The organism is Paenibacillus rigui (genome assembly GCF_002234615.1).
Lineage (GTDB): Bacteria > Bacillota > Bacilli > Paenibacillales > NBRC-103111 > Paenibacillus_S > Paenibacillus_S rigui.
The window spans coordinates 194169-210294 of record NZ_NMQW01000025.1; the positions used below are offsets into that span (position 1 = coordinate 194169).

General features: G+C 52.5%; 20 protein-coding genes. 11 read left to right on the top strand and 9 right to left on the bottom strand.

The annotated features are described in order from the left end of the window. Positions 1–87: 87 nt before the first annotated feature. A complete protein-coding gene (gene melA / locus CF651_RS18680; RefSeq protein WP_094016375.1) occupies positions 88–1470 on the bottom strand; it encodes an alpha-glucosidase/alpha-galactosidase in 1383 nt (460 codons plus the stop codon). A 135-nt stretch (positions 1471–1605) separates the two neighbouring features. Between melA and CF651_RS18685 the strand changes: the two genes are divergently transcribed. Continuing rightward, positions 1606–2502, top strand: a complete 897-nt coding sequence (locus CF651_RS18685; protein WP_094016376.1) for an AraC family transcriptional regulator — start codon at positions 1606–1608, stop codon at positions 2500–2502. Between the two features lie 105 nt (positions 2503–2607). Here CF651_RS18685 and CF651_RS18690 read toward each other — a convergent pair whose 3' ends face one another. Beyond that, the gene (locus CF651_RS18690; RefSeq protein ID WP_094016377.1) at positions 2608–3576 is read right to left on the bottom strand and encodes an aldolase catalytic domain-containing protein; all 969 of its coding nucleotides are present in this window, start codon (positions 3574–3576) and stop codon (positions 2608–2610) included. 311 nt (positions 3577–3887) lie between these two features. Here CF651_RS18690 and CF651_RS18695 point away from each other — a divergent pair, with 311 nt between their 5' ends. Continuing rightward, entirely contained in the window at positions 3888–4391 is a 504-nt protein-coding gene (locus CF651_RS18695) for an NUDIX hydrolase (protein ID WP_094016378.1), read from the top strand. Positions 4392–4500: 109 nt separating this feature from the next. Here the strand turns inward: CF651_RS18695 and CF651_RS18700 are convergent, their stop codons facing one another. Continuing rightward, positions 4501–4872, bottom strand: a complete 372-nt coding sequence (locus CF651_RS18700) for a DUF4870 domain-containing protein (RefSeq protein WP_094016379.1) — start codon at positions 4870–4872, stop codon at positions 4501–4503. A gap of 187 nt (positions 4873–5059) precedes the next feature. Here CF651_RS18700 and CF651_RS18705 point away from each other — a divergent pair, with 187 nt between their 5' ends. Both CF651_RS18705 and CF651_RS18710 read left to right on the top strand, forming a co-directional pair. After that, positions 5060–5485, top strand: a complete 426-nt coding sequence (locus CF651_RS18705; RefSeq protein ID WP_094016380.1) for a hypothetical protein — start codon at positions 5060–5062, stop codon at positions 5483–5485. A gap of 268 nt (positions 5486–5753) precedes the next feature. Further along, positions 5754–6635: a cation diffusion facilitator family transporter gene (locus tag CF651_RS18710; protein WP_094016381.1), complete on the top strand. Its 882-nt coding sequence runs from the start codon at positions 5754–5756 to the stop codon at positions 6633–6635. Between the two features lie 74 nt (positions 6636–6709). Here CF651_RS18710 and CF651_RS18715 read toward each other — a convergent pair whose 3' ends face one another. From CF651_RS18715 to CF651_RS18725, 3 genes are all read right to left on the bottom strand, one after another. Further along, the gene (locus CF651_RS18715) at positions 6710–6958 is read right to left on the bottom strand and encodes a hypothetical protein (RefSeq protein ID WP_094016382.1); all 249 of its coding nucleotides are present in this window, start codon (positions 6956–6958) and stop codon (positions 6710–6712) included. 18 nt (positions 6959–6976) lie between these two features. After that, positions 6977–8260, bottom strand: coding sequence for a BaiN/RdsA family NAD(P)/FAD-dependent oxidoreductase (locus CF651_RS18720; protein WP_094016383.1), 1284 nt, complete (start codon positions 8258–8260; stop codon positions 6977–6979). 240 nt (positions 8261–8500) lie between these two features. Beyond that, positions 8501–8833 (bottom strand): LysM peptidoglycan-binding domain-containing protein, encoded by a 333-nt coding sequence (locus tag CF651_RS18725; protein WP_179232873.1) that lies wholly within the window; start codon positions 8831–8833, stop codon positions 8501–8503. A gap of 173 nt (positions 8834–9006) precedes the next feature. Here CF651_RS18725 and CF651_RS18730 point away from each other — a divergent pair, with 173 nt between their 5' ends. The 6 genes from CF651_RS18730 (at position 9007) to acpS (ending at position 12538) form a co-directional block, all read left to right on the top strand. Continuing rightward, positions 9007–9951 carry a polysaccharide deacetylase family protein gene (locus CF651_RS18730; RefSeq protein WP_094016385.1) on the top strand — a complete coding sequence of 315 codons (945 nt, stop codon included), beginning with the start codon at positions 9007–9009 and terminating at the stop codon, positions 9949–9951. A gap of 21 nt (positions 9952–9972) precedes the next feature. Further along, entirely contained in the window at positions 9973–10104 is a 132-nt protein-coding gene (locus CF651_RS33195; protein ID WP_281254488.1) for a hypothetical protein, read from the top strand. A gap of 49 nt (positions 10105–10153) precedes the next feature. After that, entirely contained in the window at positions 10154–10558 is a 405-nt protein-coding gene (locus tag CF651_RS18735; protein WP_245856031.1) for a DUF3905 domain-containing protein, read from the top strand. 108 nt (positions 10559–10666) lie between these two features. After that, positions 10667–11101, top strand: coding sequence for a BrxA/BrxB family bacilliredoxin (locus tag CF651_RS18740; protein WP_094016387.1), 435 nt, complete (start codon positions 10667–10669; stop codon positions 11099–11101). Positions 11102–11282: 181 nt separating this feature from the next. Next, positions 11283–12092, top strand: coding sequence for an ammonia-dependent NAD(+) synthetase (gene nadE / locus CF651_RS18745; RefSeq protein ID WP_094016388.1), 810 nt, complete (start codon positions 11283–11285; stop codon positions 12090–12092). Between the two features lie 32 nt (positions 12093–12124). Next, on the top strand, positions 12125–12538 hold the full coding sequence (acpS, locus tag CF651_RS18750) for a holo-ACP synthase (RefSeq protein ID WP_094016389.1): 414 nt from the start codon (positions 12125–12127) through the stop codon (positions 12536–12538). 266 nt (positions 12539–12804) lie between these two features. Here acpS and CF651_RS18755 read toward each other — a convergent pair whose 3' ends face one another. Further along, the gene (locus CF651_RS18755) at positions 12805–13230 is read right to left on the bottom strand and encodes a c-type cytochrome (protein WP_245856032.1); all 426 of its coding nucleotides are present in this window, start codon (positions 13228–13230) and stop codon (positions 12805–12807) included. Positions 13231–13238: 8 nt separating this feature from the next. Next, a complete protein-coding gene (locus CF651_RS18760; RefSeq protein WP_094016390.1) occupies positions 13239–14102 on the bottom strand; it encodes an AraC family transcriptional regulator in 864 nt (287 codons plus the stop codon). Between the two features lie 68 nt (positions 14103–14170). On the opposite strand from CF651_RS18760, the gene mutY reads away from it, so the two are divergent. Then, complete coding sequence (mutY, locus tag CF651_RS18765) at positions 14171–15313, top strand: A/G-specific adenine glycosylase (RefSeq protein WP_094016391.1); 1143 nt, start codon at positions 14171–14173, stop codon at positions 15311–15313. A gap of 111 nt (positions 15314–15424) precedes the next feature. On the opposite strand, the gene CF651_RS18770 is transcribed toward mutY, so the two are convergent. Beyond that, complete coding sequence (locus CF651_RS18770) at positions 15425–16114, bottom strand: Crp/Fnr family transcriptional regulator (protein WP_094016392.1); 690 nt, start codon at positions 16112–16114, stop codon at positions 15425–15427. Positions 16115–16126: the final 12 nt, after the last annotated feature.

The window sequence follows — 16126 nt, forward strand, 5'->3', positions numbered from 1 at the left end:
AGGCTTGGTTCCAGTCCACGATGGCCCGTTAAGGCAAGCCAAAGCGGGGGCTTCGGCCCATGAAACCGCGTATGCCAAAGTGATCGCTTATTTTACAAAAGCAAGCTTCCCGCCGTTCGGCTGCGGTATATCGCTCCAGGTCCGGTTCTCGCCGTTGAATTGCGGGAGCCAAGGCCCCAGTGCTTCGAACATGTCGTCGCACATGCGCCATACTTCCTCGGTTGTGCAGACGGCTGCGGTCAATGGGTCGTGAAGCACCGCCTGCTTCACCAGCTCCCGGTTCCCGGTCAACGCGGCTTCGACGGTCATTTCCTGCACGGAAATGCTGGTACGGCATGTGGCGGCGCACGCTAACGGCAGGTCGCCGATGGACGTCGGTTGAATGCCGTTGCGGTCCACATAGCAAGGGATCTCAATGGTGCTGCCGTCCGGCAGGTTCGTAATGAGCCCTCGGTTCTCAATGTTAAAATGCCCCCGGTACACGCGGCCGGTTTCCAACGCCTCAAGAATATACGAGCCATGCTCCTCGGAACGCTCGCCGAGCTTGATGAACTCCAGCTCTCCATTCAGCCATTTCGGGTAATTCTCCTTGTATTCATCCCCACGGCTCAAGCAATGATTCAAGTAGCCTCCGGTCTCTCCGCCGATCCAGGAGTCGCGGCTGATCCATTGCTCTGTCTCGCCCGCGCGCTTGCGGTACCAAGGCAAGTACTCGCTCAAATGTCCGTTCGATTCGGTAGAGAAGTAACCGAAGCGGCGGAGCACATCGATGCGGCAAGGCTCCTTCTTCGAGATCTCGGGGTGATTCTCCATAGCTTCGAGAATGTCCGGCAGCAGGCTTTTGCCTTGATGGGCGACCTGCACGAACCAGGTTTGGTGGTTGATGCCTGCGGCGGTAAAGTCGACTTCTTCCTTAGGCAGGCCGAGTGCCTTGGAGATCAAGGCGTGGCTGTGCTGGACGCCGTGGCATAGGCCGATGACGCGAACGCCTCCTGCCCGACGAACCGCCCATGTGTTCATAGCCATCGGATTGCTGTAATTAAGCAGCAGCGCATTCGGGGCAAGCTCCCTCATATCCCGTGCGATGTCGAGCAGCACAGGGATCGTCCGCAGCGCGAAGAACACACCGCCGGGTCCCAGCGTATCGCCTACGCATTGATCGACGCCATAGCGCAGCGGAATTTCGATGTCATGCTTGAACGCTTCCAGTCCGCCGACACGGGCCGTACAGAAGACATAATCGGCACCGGCGATCGCTTCGCGCTGATCCGTTGTTGCGACGATGGTCGCAGCGAGATCGTTTTTGGCGATCATCAGTTTGCACAGCTGAGTTACCATCTCCAAGCTTTCTTCATTGATATCCATGAAACGAAATTGCGCATCCCTGAATTCCTCGACTGCCAAAATATCCATGACAAGCCGACGGGTAAAGCCGATACTTCCCGCACCGATCATTGCGATTTTCAACATAAATAAACGTACCTCCTGCTTTATTTTTATAGGAAAAGAGTTGTTTTTCGTTGACTTCCGATTCGGACAGTTTCATAATAAAATAAACGGGAAAGGCTTACAAGGATAACATATTTTCGAAAGGATGATACTATATTGCTGTTTCAACATGAGGAATGTGAGCGATCCAGCTATGGTTTTAAATATTTGAGCCCGGCTTCGCTGCCGATTCGGCTTCTGAATATCGGGTGGGACCGTGTGACCTCGCCAGCGTATCGCTGGAACGGGATGGAGCGGGGAGGCGGGTATGCCGTATTTCAATATACGCTGTCGGGACGGGGCGCATTGAAGATTGGGGAGACGGAATATGCACTCACCAGAGAACAAGGCTTTCTTGTCACCGTTCCCAGCGAGCATGAATATTATTTGCCTCACGATAGCGAGGAATGGGAGTTCCTGTATGTAGTTGTCAACGGGATGGATGCAGCCAATCACTTTTCCGATATTATCCAGAAGCTGGGCTCGGTTATCTCGTTCAAAGACCATATGGAGCCTGTCCTTGCCCTCAGCCGATTGTATGCCGACGTATACCGTGACCCGCAGCTGGACAAGTATACGATTGCCATCCGGTTGTACGAGATGCTGATGGGACTGCACCGGCTCGCGGAGGGGCGGGATATCGTACGTGCGGCAGAGGATTTGCCCGAATCGATCCGGGCGGCGGTCAAGCTGATGAAGGCGCGTTATGCGCATGATTTATCAATCGACGATATGGCGGAGGCGGCAGGGCTGACGAAGTTTCACTTCTGCCGTCAATTTCTGAAGAAGACGGGACTTAAGCCGAACCAATATTTAAGGAAAATTCGTGTGGAGCAGGCAGCTTGGCTGCTGAGGCATACTGGGAAAACCGTGGAGTCCATAGCACAGGAAACGGGCTTCGGCTATGCGAATTATTTCAGCAAGGTGTTTCGCACATTTGTAGGAGCAACCCCGAACGAGTACCGTCTCGGTAAAAAAGTAGACCCTGTTTATTTCCTGCGGATCGGGCAGTAATAGGAAAAAGGCCTGCTGAGAAGTTCTCAACAGGCCTGACGGCTTACTACCTATGAAGGACAGCCTCCGTCTTCCATGAACAAGCAATAAGCAATGGTGCATTAATTAATCGGAATGATGATTTGTCGGCATCGCTTCCGGAGAAGTCAATTTATCGTAGAATTCAACGTATTTGTCTTTATCGTCGCTTGCACGAAGCGCCATAGCGGCACGTGGATGCTCGTTCAACGCCCCGGCGATCATGTAAGGGATGTTGTAGCCCCATTCTACTTTTTCACGCATAGGCACCAAGTGTTTCTCGATCAGATCGAGCACGGGACGCACATCATATCTTGGGTTTTTCAGGTTGCTGAGCAGCAGCTCGGTTGTGCAGTTTCCTGCAGCACGGCCCATACCGTAAACGGAAGCGTCCAGGAATTCTACGCCTTTTCTCGCGCCTTGCAAAGTATTGGAGAAAGCCAGCTGCATGTTATTGTGCATATGCAGTCCAAGTCTTTTCTCAGGCAGCAGACGCTGGAACTTGGCTACCAGGTAGTCGATATCGGTGTAATCCATGCTTCCGTAGGAATCAACGATGTACACGACGTCTACAGGGCTTTTATTAATTTCTTCGAAAGCTTCGGCCAGCTCGTTCTCCATAACGTGAGACAACGCCATGATGTTAATGCTTGTTTCGTAGCCGTAGCCGTTGAATTTCTGAACCAGCTCAAGAGCCTTGTCCACATCTTTGATATAGGTAGCGACACGGATCATATCCAGGAAGCTTTGCTCGCGCGGCAAAATATCATTCTCGTCTACGCGGCCGATATCTACCAAAGCGGAAAGCTTCGTGTCGGTTTTCGTTTGGATAACTTCCTTCAGGAAATCCTCATTCAGAAAACGCCAAGGGCCCGCATCGGCGCCTTTCAGCAATTTTGCCGAGTTTTTATAACCAACTTCCATATATTCGACGCCGGCTTCACTTAAACCTGCGTACATATCCTGTACCATTTTCACGCTGAAATCCCAGTTGTTTACTAAACCGCCATCGCGGATCGTGCAGTCCAAAATTTTGTGATTGTTGTCTCTTGTCATCATACTTTTGCTCCTCTCAATCTATGGCCGCCTTAGCCTAACTGCAGCAGGACGACCTACTGCCGGCTCCGCTCTTTAGGACTTTGTGGCTTTGTAGCTTTTTAGCTTTCAAGCGATAAAGTAACTTTTTCTGAATATATCATTACACATCCTTAACTACTTTGTCAATGATAACAAATGGATTCCTCGTTGACAACCCGGAGCCTTCAATGAGATAAATAATTATACATGTTAAGAATCAGTCCGGTTCAAGGGAAACGGATGCCCAATAAAGGAGCTTGTTTTAAAGCCGAGAAAGGAGAGCGTACGTGATGCTGAAATACAATTTATGCTTTATTCGCCGAGGAGCGGAGCTGCTGATGCTGAATCGGGCCAAGCCCCCGCTGGTTGGACTTTGGCATGGCGTAGGGGGGAAGCTGGAGCCTGGGGAGACGCCCTTCGAGAGCGTGCTTCGTGAGGTTCGGGAGGAGACCGGAATTACGCTGAACGAAGCCAGGTTTTCCGGTGTGGTGACTTGGGAGTCCGATCCGGGGGAATTCGGAGGGATGTATGTGTATATTGCCGAGCTGCCTGAGGACAACGCGGAAGCGCTGATGCTGCCTCGTGAAACCGTAGAAGGGACATTGGCATGGAAGACGGTGGAATGGGTGACCCGTCCGGATAATCAAGGGGTGCCTGCACACGTGAGACAGTTTCTCGGTCCGATGCTCGCTTCGGCCGATTGTCTGGATTACAGGTGTAAGTTTCAAGAGGGCACTCTGCTCAGCTGTGACCCGATTCCTCTGTTCTTTGATCGTCTGCTTGCAATGAAATAAGCCGTTCCTCCATAAGGGGGGAACGGCTTATTGTCTAGATAAGCGTAAGCAGAGAACCTCCGGTCCAGGTTTACCTTACCCGGCACACGATGCGGGTTGCCCTTGGCTCCTAAGGCGTTTTGATAATAGAGATCTTACCTAAAACCGGGAGCGGTTTCAATTGTCCGTTGGCCGCTTGAATAATGCCGATGATTGCCAGGACCAGTGTAGCCAGGTTGGCGATCGGGAGCAGGATCCAGCCGACCACTGGAATCAGCCCCAGCACGATGTTGGAGGCTAAGGAGAAGAGAAGCAGTACGAGCCCCTGATTTGCATGATACATGGCGAAACGGGATTGCTTGGCGACCAGGAGCGGCAGGAAAAATACAATGTAGGCAATGACGGCTATCCATTTGTTCTCGCTGACGTCCGAAGGGTCTGTGACCGAAGCAGCGTTTGCCGATGGGTCGGTTTCATTCGGATCTTCATTGTAGGGGGACAACGCATTCACCTCTTTCGCTAAAGTGGGAAGCCTTTGTTCTTTGGTACCATCCTATGCTTCATGTTCACAAGGTATGTCTGTTCTTCGAATGAAACGAGGCCGGACCCCAATCCGTCACCGGAATAATGAAGCACTAACAGGGAATGATAAGGCAGACTATTCCTGTATAAAGAAAGGACGATTCTGTATGAGTTCCGCACCGATATTTTTTGAGTTTGATACGGAGCAGTCTGCGGCCATGGCTCGCGAGACGTTGGAAGAATTGGGCTACCGGGCCGGTGTACATACCGAGATGAAGCATCCGACAGTTCATCTTGAGGTGGACCACAGCGAGCTTACGTCCGCTCTCGAAATCGCGCAGGCTTATGGTGGGCGGCTGGTGGAACGAGAGGATGGAGCATCTGAGCTGGATACCTATGCGATGGCCTATGATGAAGCCGATTATATTCGGATTCCGGCACATGTGGTGAATGAGGATTGGGATGATTCTTATGCGACCAATGAAGGGGCTATAGGAAGTGAGGCTGTGCACTCGGTTGACGATGAAGGGAAGCAGCCGTTAGACCCTTCGGGCGATGATTACGGCTATTTTGATGCCGGAGTCCATATGTAAGACAAAATCAGCGGGCTACCGTATGAAAGCGGACCGCTGTTTTTTTTCAGTTGACAAGAGACAAACGCATGACGCCTTGAAAAATGGCGAAGCCGTTAATCCTTGCCTTGTCCTACAAAATTGACCCCGGAAAACAATGTTGCCTCTCTCCTAATTTTCGTTGCAGGGGGAAAACTGTTTCTCTAGACCCACAACGGTTTCGTTTGTTATGATGGGGTCGGTTTTAGAAATAGCTTGTTTCGACAATGGAACTGGAGGAGAGCCGCACGTGGACACATATGATAACCTGAAGCAGGGGGAAAAGGGCGCATGGGTCAGTATTGTCGCTTATATCATCCTCTCTGTATTCAAAATCAGCATGGGCTATATCACGGGCTCAGAAGCATTAACTGCAGACGGTATTAACAATACAACCGATATTATCGTTTCTTTGGCCGTTCTGATCGGTCTGCGCATATCCCGCAAGCCGCCCGATGAGGATCATCCTTACGGCCATTTGCGTGCAGAGACGATTGCGTCGCTTGTCGCATCCTTCATTATGTTCGCGGCCGGCATTCAAGTGCTGATTCAAGCGGGCCAAAGCTTTTTGGCTTCCGACCGTCAGGCACCGGACATGCTTGCAGGCTGGGTGGCGCTAATTGCTGCGGTATGCATGTGGGGAGTTTACCTGTACAATCATCGGCTGGCAAAGCGGATTAATAACCAATCGCTGATGGCGGCTGCCTATGACAACCGTTCGGATGCCCTGGTGAGCATTGGTGCAGCAGTGGGCATCTTCGGGTCCCGCCTCGGGTTTCCGATCCTGGATCCGATCGCTGCCTTTGCGGTGGGGCTTGTCATTTGCAAGACAGCCTGGTCTATTTTCTCGGAGGCGACACATGCTCTCACGGACGGCTTCGACGAGAAGCGGCTCCAGGTTTTCCAAGAGACCGTACGGAAAACACCGGGCGTCAAAGGGATCAAGGATATTCGCGCCCGTGTGCACGGCAGCAGTGTGCTTCTCGATGTGGTCGTGGAGGTGAGCGCCGAGCTGAGCGTGGAGCAGAGCCATCATATTAGCGACGATATTGAACGGCGTATGCATGTGAAGCATAGCATCAATAACGTGCACGTGCACATCGAACCCTACTCGGAGGGGCAGCGCAGCTAGTCTGACGGATAAAATAAAGGCGGTACCCAGGCACACATTCGGTGGAATGCTGTCCGGGCACCGCCTGAATTCATTTAGAAAGGGTATTGAAGAAGTACAAACACGACAATAACGATACCTACTGCAACCGATAGCAAGCCTTGTCTGTCCTTCTTCGTTAAATAGGACGCGCCTCCGTTGAAAATCAAAGAACCGCACATGGCCAGCATCAAGCAAGATAGTCTCGTCTGGTCCATGGAGGGTTTATCCATAAAATAAGACACCGCGATAGCGATAGTCACTACGCTGGCGATAATTCCAAGTATTTTGCTTAATTTCCCCAAGGTTATGGCCTCCCGTTGCTATGGTTTCGATGATGCGGAAGGGATAGCTGCCGATGCGGCGCTCATCCCAGCCGTGTACCCCGTCGTAAAAGCGGCTGTAATATTATATCCTCCTGTATATCCATGTATATCGAGAATTTCGCCGCAGAAGAACAGCCCTTCCTTTTGTTTGGACATCATCGTTTTTGGATCAATTTCCTTCAGGTGGACCCCGCCGCCCGTTACAAAGGCTTCCTCAATCGACAAGGTCCCGTTCACTTCGATGGGAAAAGCTTTCAGCAGCTTCGCGAGCTCCATCCAAGGCGCCTTCGGAATGTTGTCGTATGTAATGTCGCCCGCAAGCTCCGCTTTGTTCAGTAAAAGGGGGACCAAGCGCTCGGATACGGCGGCTTTCAACACATTCTTGATCTGCTTCTTCGGATCGTCCTTCGCCAGACGAAGGGTAGACTGATAAATTTCCTCGACGCTTTGCTCAGGAAACAGATCCAGCGTTAACCGTACGGTTCCTCCTCCTTGCTGCTTAAGCGCCTTCACGACAAATTGGCTGCAGCGCAGCACGGCCGGGCCGGAAAGGCCGAAATGGGTGAAGATCATATCCCCCTCGTGCTCGATCAGCTTCTTTCCTTTATGGTTCCACACGGAAAGCGTAATGCCGCGCAGCGACAAGCCCTGCAGCTCCTTGCTGCGGATAAATGGCTCCCGTGACGTCAGGGGTACCTCCGTCGGGTACAGCTCCGTGATCGTGTGCCCCGCTGCCTCGGCCCAGGCGTAGCCGTCGCCGGTAGAGCCCGTATGCGGCACCGACTTGCCGCCGGTGGCCACAATCACGCCGCGCGACTCGATGTGCCGCCCGTCGTGCAGCTCCACACCCGCGACCCGCTCATCGCGGAACAGCACGCGGTGAACCGGCTGGTTCACCCGGATATCGACGCCAAGGCTTCGCACCTTGGCGACCAGCGCATCGACAACCGTCTTCGCCTTGTCGCTGACGGGGAACATCCGGCCCCGGTCTTCCTCCTTCAGGGGGATTCCGAGCCCTTCAAAGAAAGCAATAATGTCCTTATTGCTGAAGTGGGCGAAAGCGCTGTAAAGAAACCGCCCGTTGCCCGGTATGTGCTGGATCAGCTCGTCGATTTCCTTGGCATTCGTAACATTGCACCGGCCGCCTCCCGAAATGCCCAGCTTGCGGCCCAGCTTATCGCCCTTATCGATCAGCAGCACCTTGGCCCCGTGCGAGGCGGCAGCGATACAGGCCATCAGGCCGGAGGGCCCGCCGCCGATGACGATAACATCATATGACATATCTGATAACTCCTTGCCGTTGCATAATATCCATAATATCCATTATAAGCGGCTTTCAGCCGTTCTTGTCTAATCTTACTCCTTTTATTCGGATGGAAGCAAACAGAATTCATTGCAGAAAGTCATTGTGCCGCCACTTCCAACACGGTTTAATCCACCGGTGCGGCATAGCACGGTCACGGACCAAGCGGCGGCTGGTGCTCCAATGGAAATCGATTCAAGAAAAAACGGCTTTGCCGTCTACGGACGGGAAAGCCGTTTCTTTGAACCGTGCTGCTTGCTTTGATGCCTTCCGCTTCCCGGCTTACTGAGATGTTTACTAATGTGCTTACTGAGGTGCTTGCTCTGATGCTTTTCGGTTCCTCTGCGCAAGGTGTTGGACATGGGCTCAGGGATATATAAGATTTCTCCGGGAAACAAGGTACTGGATCCTTGAAGCTGGTCGTTATACGTCAGCAAGTCGGATACGCTCACGCCGAATCGCTGTGAGATTAAATATAATGAATCACTGAATTGAACGACATAAAAGCGGCCCTGAAGCTTCAGCAAGCTTTTGTGACTGGCAATACGCAAGGGGATTCCTCCTCGAACGATAGGCATTTGTCTTAATATATGCTGCATTGGCCTAGAGGGGGCACGGCGTCTGCCCATCACTTTCCAATAACGTCCAGCCAGGAAAGGAGACCATAGGGGTCATACTATCTGTTAGCCTTTACAGTGAGGGTATCGTGAGGGGGACGGATAACATGAAGCTTCGCTTTGGCCTTCGCGTGGTCATAAGCTGTTTGGGATGCTTCCTAGCGGTAGGGCTGGGACTCATCCCGCTGACCCGAATGCCTTTATTCTCCGAAAGCATGACGGAATCGCCGCGCGCCGCACCTCCCGCTCCATCGTCTCTTCCCACAGGGGAGGTACGAGCCGCTGCCGGGGAGGAGGAACGGGTAACTACTCAGCTGCAGCTTGGGGGCTTCCTCTGCGCTTCATGTGGGCCGTCTATGTCCAAGAACGAATGTATAGGGATGGAGAAAACGGCCTACTTGACGTTCGATGACGGCCCTTCCGGAAATACGCTTCGCATTTTGCGCATTTTGCGGGAGCATGGCGTTCGGGCGACGTTCTTTGTAACTGGCCGGGCTGCCGCCGCGGACAAGCATAGCTTGCAAGCGATCGTGGAAGCGGGGCATGCTTTGGGGAATCATACGTATTCCCATGATTACAATCGCGTTTATGCCTCTACGGAGGCATTTCAAGCGGATGTCCGGCGGCTGGACCGGTTCCTGGAGCAGACGGTTGGCGTCAAACCCCGGATCATGCGGTTTCCGGGAGGCTCGAACAATCACCAGAGCCGGAAATACGGCGGCTCGAATGTAATGACTAACATCATCCGTGACATATCGCAGCAAGGGTACAGCTATTTCGACTGGAATGTAAGCTCGACCGATGCGGCCGGTGCGGTAGTCAGTGAGGAGCAGATCGTAGAGGCTGTAAAGCAAAATAGCAGAGGGAAGCGGCAGGCAATTATTTTAATGCACGATCTGGATCAGAAAACGACGACGGTGGATGCTCTGCCGCACATCATTCGGCATCTAAAGGAGCAGGGCTATCGTTTCGACGTGCTCAACAAGAAATCGTTCACCTTCCAATTTTTGAAGCCCGGGTTGGAAATCAATCGGCGGAAGCATACTAGCTAAAAAGATGAAAGGAGCTTATCGATGAACAATCACCTTTCGGAGTCCAAGGAGCAAGAGCAGCAGGCAGAGCAAAATAAAAAGATATCACAGCGGGTATCCGATGCGGCAGGCACCGATAAAAAGCTGCGGGGACCGAACCGTCCCTCAGTTTAATTCAGAAGCCACGAAGGCAGATGCATCACGGATGAGGAGGGAAAGATTGATGGACCGTAATGAGAATGGTAAGCCGGTTCGCCCTGTTGCCGGAAGCAAAGATAACAGCGAGCTGGACCCGTTTGAAATTAACTTTTTACCGGAATTTAAGCAAGGGACGGAACCGAAGGAGCCTTTTGTTAATTCACAGGGCGTAGTCATTGGAGATCATAATTATGAATCCCCGCAATCGCCTTTGGAGAACTGGTCCAAGGACGTAGACCCGGTTGTAATGGCTGGAGACGAGTGGGTACATCCGTACAAAGATGTCGGTTTTCATACGAGCGAGAATAAAGATTTGTTTGAAAAAGGCATCCCTCCCCAAGGGGGAATATTTATGCATCCCGACAAGGACGTAGCTTACCCTGCTTATAACGCCCCCAACGAAGCGATGAAAAAGTCTACAAAAAAATAGAATGCCCTTTTTTAAACACAGATGCTTTGCTTTCATTCCTAGCCGATGTATAATGGAACATATGATAGTTTGTATATCCTTATGTAGGTAAAAGGAGTGAAAGATATTATGCAATTTCAATTTGATTCATACATGAGAGATATGGTTCAGCCGATGCGCGATGACTTGACCCGTATCGGTATTAGCGAGCTTCGTACACCGGAGGAGGTTGTTGAACATCTTCCGAACGCAGAGGGCACGGCCCTGCTCGTCATTAACTCCGTTTGCGGCTGTGCCGCCGGCCAATGCCGTCCAGGTGTAGCCAAAGCCCTGCAAAATGAAGTGAAGCCGGATCACCTGTTTACGGTGTTTGCCGGACAGGATAAGGAAGCAACGGCTAAAGCTCGCGAGTACTTGGCTCCGTATCCGCCTTCTTCTCCGTCCATCGCTTTGTTCAAGGACGGACAGCTGGTTCATTTCATTCAGCGTCATCAGATCGAGGACCGTTCGGCCGAAATGATTGCGAACGACCTGATCTCCGCTTTCGAAGAATATTGCAAATAACGCATCAAGAAGCTCCCGTAAGCCTGGATAATGATCCGGGTATACGGGAGTTTTTTTGGTAGATTAAGAAAGATGGCGAAGCCGTTTATCCATGGATGCCTTCTAGCTTTGTATAGTTGCATTGGGGAAGCGGAGTTAACTATACTTAATAGTAAACGGACGAAGGGGAGAGGTGGACAATATGAGCTTGCAGCAGGAAATTATCGCGAAGCTTGGCGTGAAGCCGGAAATTAACGTGGATGAGGAAATCCGCAAGCGCGTTGATTTTTTGAAGGAATACGTGCTGAAAGCGGGAGTGGACGGGCTGCTGATTGCGATTAGCGGCGGCATTGACAGTGCGGTTACAACAGGGCTCTGTATTCAAGCCACGAACGAGCTGACGGAAGAGAAGGGGAAGGAGTACAAAACCGTTGGGGTCTTTCAGCCCTATGGCGAGCAAGCGGATATTGCCGACAGCTACGCGGTAGCGGATGCCTTTGCGCTGAAGTATAAAATTGAGACGAACATCGAGGAAGCCGTCAATGAAATTGCTTTGGAGGCGGAATACGGGCTGAAGTCGATTGGTGAGCATCGTCACCTGAGCCGTGGCGGAAAGGGCAATGTTAAGGCAAGAACCCGGATGGTGCTGCAATATGCACTGGCCTTCGAGCTGAATCTGCTCGTTGTCGGAACGGACCATGCTTCTGAGGCGATCACAGGCTTCTTCACCAAATACGGAGACGGAGCGGTCGATATTACGCCCTTGAGCTCCTTGAACAAGCGTCAGGTTCGCCAGCTTGCAGCCAAGCTGGGCGTTCCGCAAAGCGTATTGGATAAAGCTCCAACCGCAGGCTTATGGGAAGGGCAGACGGATGAGGCCGAGCTCGGCATCACTTATGATGCCAACAGCGCTTATTTGGAAGGTAAGGATATCGATGCTGCAGCCAAAGAAAAGCTGGAGAAGCAGTACTTGAAGACCGAGCATAAACGTGCCGGCATTCCGGGCATTTAACGAATTGATTTGAAACGAGGGAAGCGTTCACGATGATTATCGGGATTGGAACCGATTTGGTTGCCATCGAGCGGGTCCGCTCCATACTCGGCAATTCGGTCGCCGACCGATTTATGGAGAGGGTGCTGACGCCTGCTGAGCGGGAGCTGGCCTCGCGAAGGCAGGGAAGGCTGGCCGAGTTCGTGTCCGGCCGCTTTGCAGCCAAGGAGGCCGTCAGCAAGGCTTTTGGCTGCGGTATCGGGAAGCAGCTGTCGCTGCAGGATATGGAAGTGCTTCCGGATGCGCTCGGCAAGCCGATTTGCCGCATAGCTGACGCGGCGCTCAGGCGGCTGCAGCTAGAGCCGGGTGCGACGGCGGTGCATTTGAGCATCACGCATACGGACACGATGGCGATGGCGTATGCCATCGTGGAACGGACAGAGGGCGGCCGCGACACATCGGCCTGAAGCTTGGAGCCTGGAGCCTGGAGCCTACCTGAGGCATAGGGCATAAAGCAACAGCAGCGCGGCTGCGCTCCCGCGTTATAGAAATAAGCCTGCACCCCTTCATACAAGGGGCTGCAGGCTTATTGGCGATAAAACCAGCCGCTGAACGCGGCTGCCGCTCATCTTCGCAAGGCTTCGATAAAGGTCGCGGATCCGTGCCGTTGTACAGCGGGGTCTTTTACGCTTGTACAACGGCCGAAGCGGCCGATGCGAGCGCAGCGCACCGGTCATTTTTTAGCGGCGAGCCAGGCAGCCAGGGCATCGACTTCCTCCGGCTTCAGCTTGGAGCCGAAACCCGGCATTCCGTTGCCGCCGTTCGTAATCTGTTTCGCAATCTGATCCTTGCTCAGCTTGGAGCCGATCTTCTGCAGATTGGTGGTAGGCCCTACCTTGCCCTCCAGATTATTTCCATGACATGACAGGCATGTCTGCTTGTACAGCGCCTGCACCTGCTCCGGCGCTTCGGCTAATGCCGCATTCGAGCTTGCATTCGGATTTTTATCGCCTCCGAACGGCTCGCCTCCATTTTTTGCAGGGCTGCCGCAGCCGGCCAGTGCCATGACGAGCAGCAGAGCGATAAGTCCCCGCTGCCCCAATCCTGATGTGAAACCTTTCATTCCGATCAGTCCTCCGATGCTTGTTCTCTTGTTCACGCTTTCGTTCATCCCCGGTCCACGACAGGGGCGAACCGGTGTTTTTTCGCATAATCGCGGGGCGACACGCCGGTCACCTTTTTGAAAATACGGCTAAAGTAAAACTCATCCGTATAGCCTACACTGTTGGCGATCGACTTTAACCGGTAATCATAGAGCACGAGCAGCTCTTTGGCGCGGTCCACCCGCAGATGCGTCAAGTAATCGATGGGGCTGTAGCCGATAAACTTTTTGAATAAGCGGGAATAATGGCTTACGCTCAATCCGGCCATCTGTGCCAGTCCTTCCAGGGTTAACGGCTCCTGATAGTGTCCGACCATGTAGTCCTGCGTCAGCTCAATGGCTGCGGTCGTGTCGCCTGCGATTTTTTGCGCACGGAAATCCTGAATCAGTGTGAGAAATATTTCAAGCAGCAATATTTTGCGCCGCATCGCGGTCATATGGCCTCTCCGCTTCCACAGCATATCCAACTGCTCGAACAAATAAATAAGCTGCGGGGTATTGGTGACGGTGTACATGCCTTCCAGCGGAAAGGCCGATTCCGCAGCGCTGCGATAAATCCACTGTTCCTTCTCCTCGTAAGTTTCCGTATAATGAAAACGTAGGAAGTAGTATTCCAGCGGTTGTTCAGGGTCCGTTTGCCGTTCCACGATCATCCCGGGACTGAAGGCGAAGAACTTGCCCGGCTCTGCAGGATAATGTGTGCCGTTGATGGTGAAGGTGCCTTTGCCCTTAATAACCAGCCAGATGGAATGGTGCTGAATGGTTCGGGGCAGCTGGTGCCATTCCGGACTGCATTTCTGGTGCCCGACCAGGAGGATCGATATAACCAGCTTATTCAGCCGCGCGGCCAGCTCACCGGGAGTTAACATAGGGCTCACTCCTCCGATGGATATTTCCATTATTATACCATAATCGTTTGCATTTAGAAGGAGACTCAATGGATACAGAACAGAAGAAAACGTACTTTTCAACGGAGCTGCTGGCTTGGTACCGAAGGCATCGCCGTGATCTGCCTTGGCGCCGGAGCCGCAACCCGTATTATATTTGGATTTCCGAAGTGATGCTGCAGCAAACACGTGTGGACACAGTCATACCGTATTTTAACCGGTTTATTGAACGCTTTCCGACGACGGAGGCTTTGGCGAATGCACCGGAAGAGGACGTGCTGAAGCTGTGGGAAGGACTGGGCTACTACTCCCGCGCACGTAATTTGCAAGCAGCCGTACGGGAGGTTCATGAACGGTATGGCGGGGTTGTGCCGAACACGAAAGAAGAGATTTCCTCACTCAAGGGTGTAGGCCCTTATACGTCTGGCGCTGTGCTTAGCATTGCTTACAATGTACCGGAGCCTGCCGTTGACGGTAATGTTATGAGGGTGCTTTCCAGATACTTTTTAATCGAGGAAGATATTATGAAAGGGAGCACGAGGGTGCTGATGGAAAAGCTCGCGAAGGAGCTCATTCCTGACGGGGCCGCAGGGGATTTCAATCAAGGCCTGATGGAACTGGGAGCGCTCGTATGCACCCCGCGTTCACCCCACTGCCTGACCTGTTCGGTCATGGAGCATTGCGCAGCCAGGGAAGCGGGGATGGAAGAGGCGCTGCCTGTGAAGAAAAAGGCCAAGCCGCCGCGTCCCGAGTACCGGATGGCGGCATTGATCGAAGGTGCCGGTGCGAATGAGGGCCGCGTGCTGATCCGCCAGCGTCCGCAAGAAGGGCTGCTCGCCAGAATGTGGGAGCTGCCTCATGCGGAGGTGCCGTTCGCCTACGCGTCAGTCGATTCCCCGACGCCAGGTGAGCTGCAGCCATCGATAGCAGCTTTGGCCGAACGGCTTGCGGAGGAGACGGTTTCGTTCGAGGCGGAACGCTGGTTTATGCATGCGGAGCATACGTTCAGCCATATTCACTGGGATATGCAGATCGTGACCGGCAGACTTTCGTCTCCTGTCCTAGCCTCCGCCACGGAGCTGCCTTTGCCTTCACACTATCAGTGGCTCGACAGGGAGAGCATGGGGCAGTACGCGTTTCCGAATGTTTTTTTGCGCATTCTGAACCGGTACTTTGATTCTGCAGAAGCATAAGCGTGCCGGGGCGGGATTCGTGAGCGAACAACGGACTGCAGATACTTTCCCGCTTCGCCGATCGTTATCAGAGCAAACCGCTCGTCCGCTCCATCGCTTATTCATCGGCTTCTATTCCGGAGCTGTTTTGGTTTTTAACGCATCCATGTTCTTGATGGAGATTAATTTTTTCTCAATGCCGATAATCTGCTCCTCTTGAAGCTCCTGAAGCACCTTCGTAACGGATTCTCTCACGGTGCCTGCCATATTGGCCAATTGCTGATGCGTCAGCTTCATGTTGATCAGCAAGCTATCGCTTTGAGCAATGCCGTGCTCCTCAGCCAGCCTGCATAGTACTTTGATCGTTCGCGTCCTGACGTCGAGGAAGGTTAGGTCATAGATTTGCTCGTTGGCTTTGCGAAGCCGGTCCATCGTCATTTCCAGCAGCCTCAGACTGAGCTTGGGCGAACGCTCGAGAAATTGATAGAAGGCTTGCCGGCTCAAGCTGTACATCGTCGTGGCTTCCAGCGTTTCGGCGGTAGCCGAGCGGGTAAGCCCTTTTTGAATTAAAGACATTTCTCCGAAAAAATCTCCCCGATCGAACAGGGATAAAATAATTTCCTTCGCATGATCAATTCTGTATATTTTGACCAAGCCTGTCTCAATAATAAAAAACTCTTCTCCCAAATCTCCTTCAAAAAACAAAACGGTATTCTTCCTGAACTTGCGTTCTACGAACAACGGGGCGATGGCATCCAGCTCGTAGTCCGTCATATCCTGAAACAAAGGTACGTTTTTCAGCAAAGGAATCATGATTTGCATAGCCTAAGCTCA

Bases quoted from the DNA above. Each gene is read 5' to 3' on its own strand.
- melA (WP_094016375.1), bottom strand. From the start codon at position 1,470: ATGTTGAAAATCGCAATGATCGGTGCGGGAAGTATCGGCTTTACCCGT.
- CF651_RS18690 (WP_094016377.1), bottom strand. From the start codon at position 3,576: ATGACAAGAGACAACAATCACAAAATTTTGGACTGCACGATCCGCGAT.
- CF651_RS18695 (WP_094016378.1), top strand. From the start codon at position 3,888: ATGCTGAAATACAATTTATGCTTTATTCGCCGAGGAGCGGAGCTGCTG.
- CF651_RS18705 (WP_094016380.1), top strand. From the start codon at position 5,060: ATGAGTTCCGCACCGATATTTTTTGAGTTTGATACGGAGCAGTCTGCG.
- CF651_RS18720 (WP_094016383.1), bottom strand. From the start codon at position 8,260: ATGTCATATGATGTTATCGTCATCGGCGGCGGGCCCTCCGGCCTGATG.
- CF651_RS18730 (WP_094016385.1), top strand. From the start codon at position 9,007: ATGAAGCTTCGCTTTGGCCTTCGCGTGGTCATAAGCTGTTTGGGATGC.
- CF651_RS33195 (WP_281254488.1), top strand. From the start codon at position 9,973: ATGAACAATCACCTTTCGGAGTCCAAGGAGCAAGAGCAGCAGGCAGAG.
- CF651_RS18735 (WP_245856031.1), top strand. From the start codon at position 10,154: ATGGACCGTAATGAGAATGGTAAGCCGGTTCGCCCTGTTGCCGGAAGC.
- CF651_RS18740 (WP_094016387.1), top strand. From the start codon at position 10,667: ATGCAATTTCAATTTGATTCATACATGAGAGATATGGTTCAGCCGATG.
- nadE (WP_094016388.1), top strand. From the start codon at position 11,283: ATGAGCTTGCAGCAGGAAATTATCGCGAAGCTTGGCGTGAAGCCGGAA.
- acpS (WP_094016389.1), top strand. From the start codon at position 12,125: ATGATTATCGGGATTGGAACCGATTTGGTTGCCATCGAGCGGGTCCGC.
- CF651_RS18760 (WP_094016390.1), bottom strand. From the start codon at position 14,102: ATGTTAACTCCCGGTGAGCTGGCCGCGCGGCTGAATAAGCTGGTTATA.
- mutY (WP_094016391.1), top strand. From the start codon at position 14,171: ATGGATACAGAACAGAAGAAAACGTACTTTTCAACGGAGCTGCTGGCT.
- CF651_RS18770 (WP_094016392.1), bottom strand. From the start codon at position 16,114: ATGCAAATCATGATTCCTTTGCTGAAAAACGTACCTTTGTTTCAGGAT.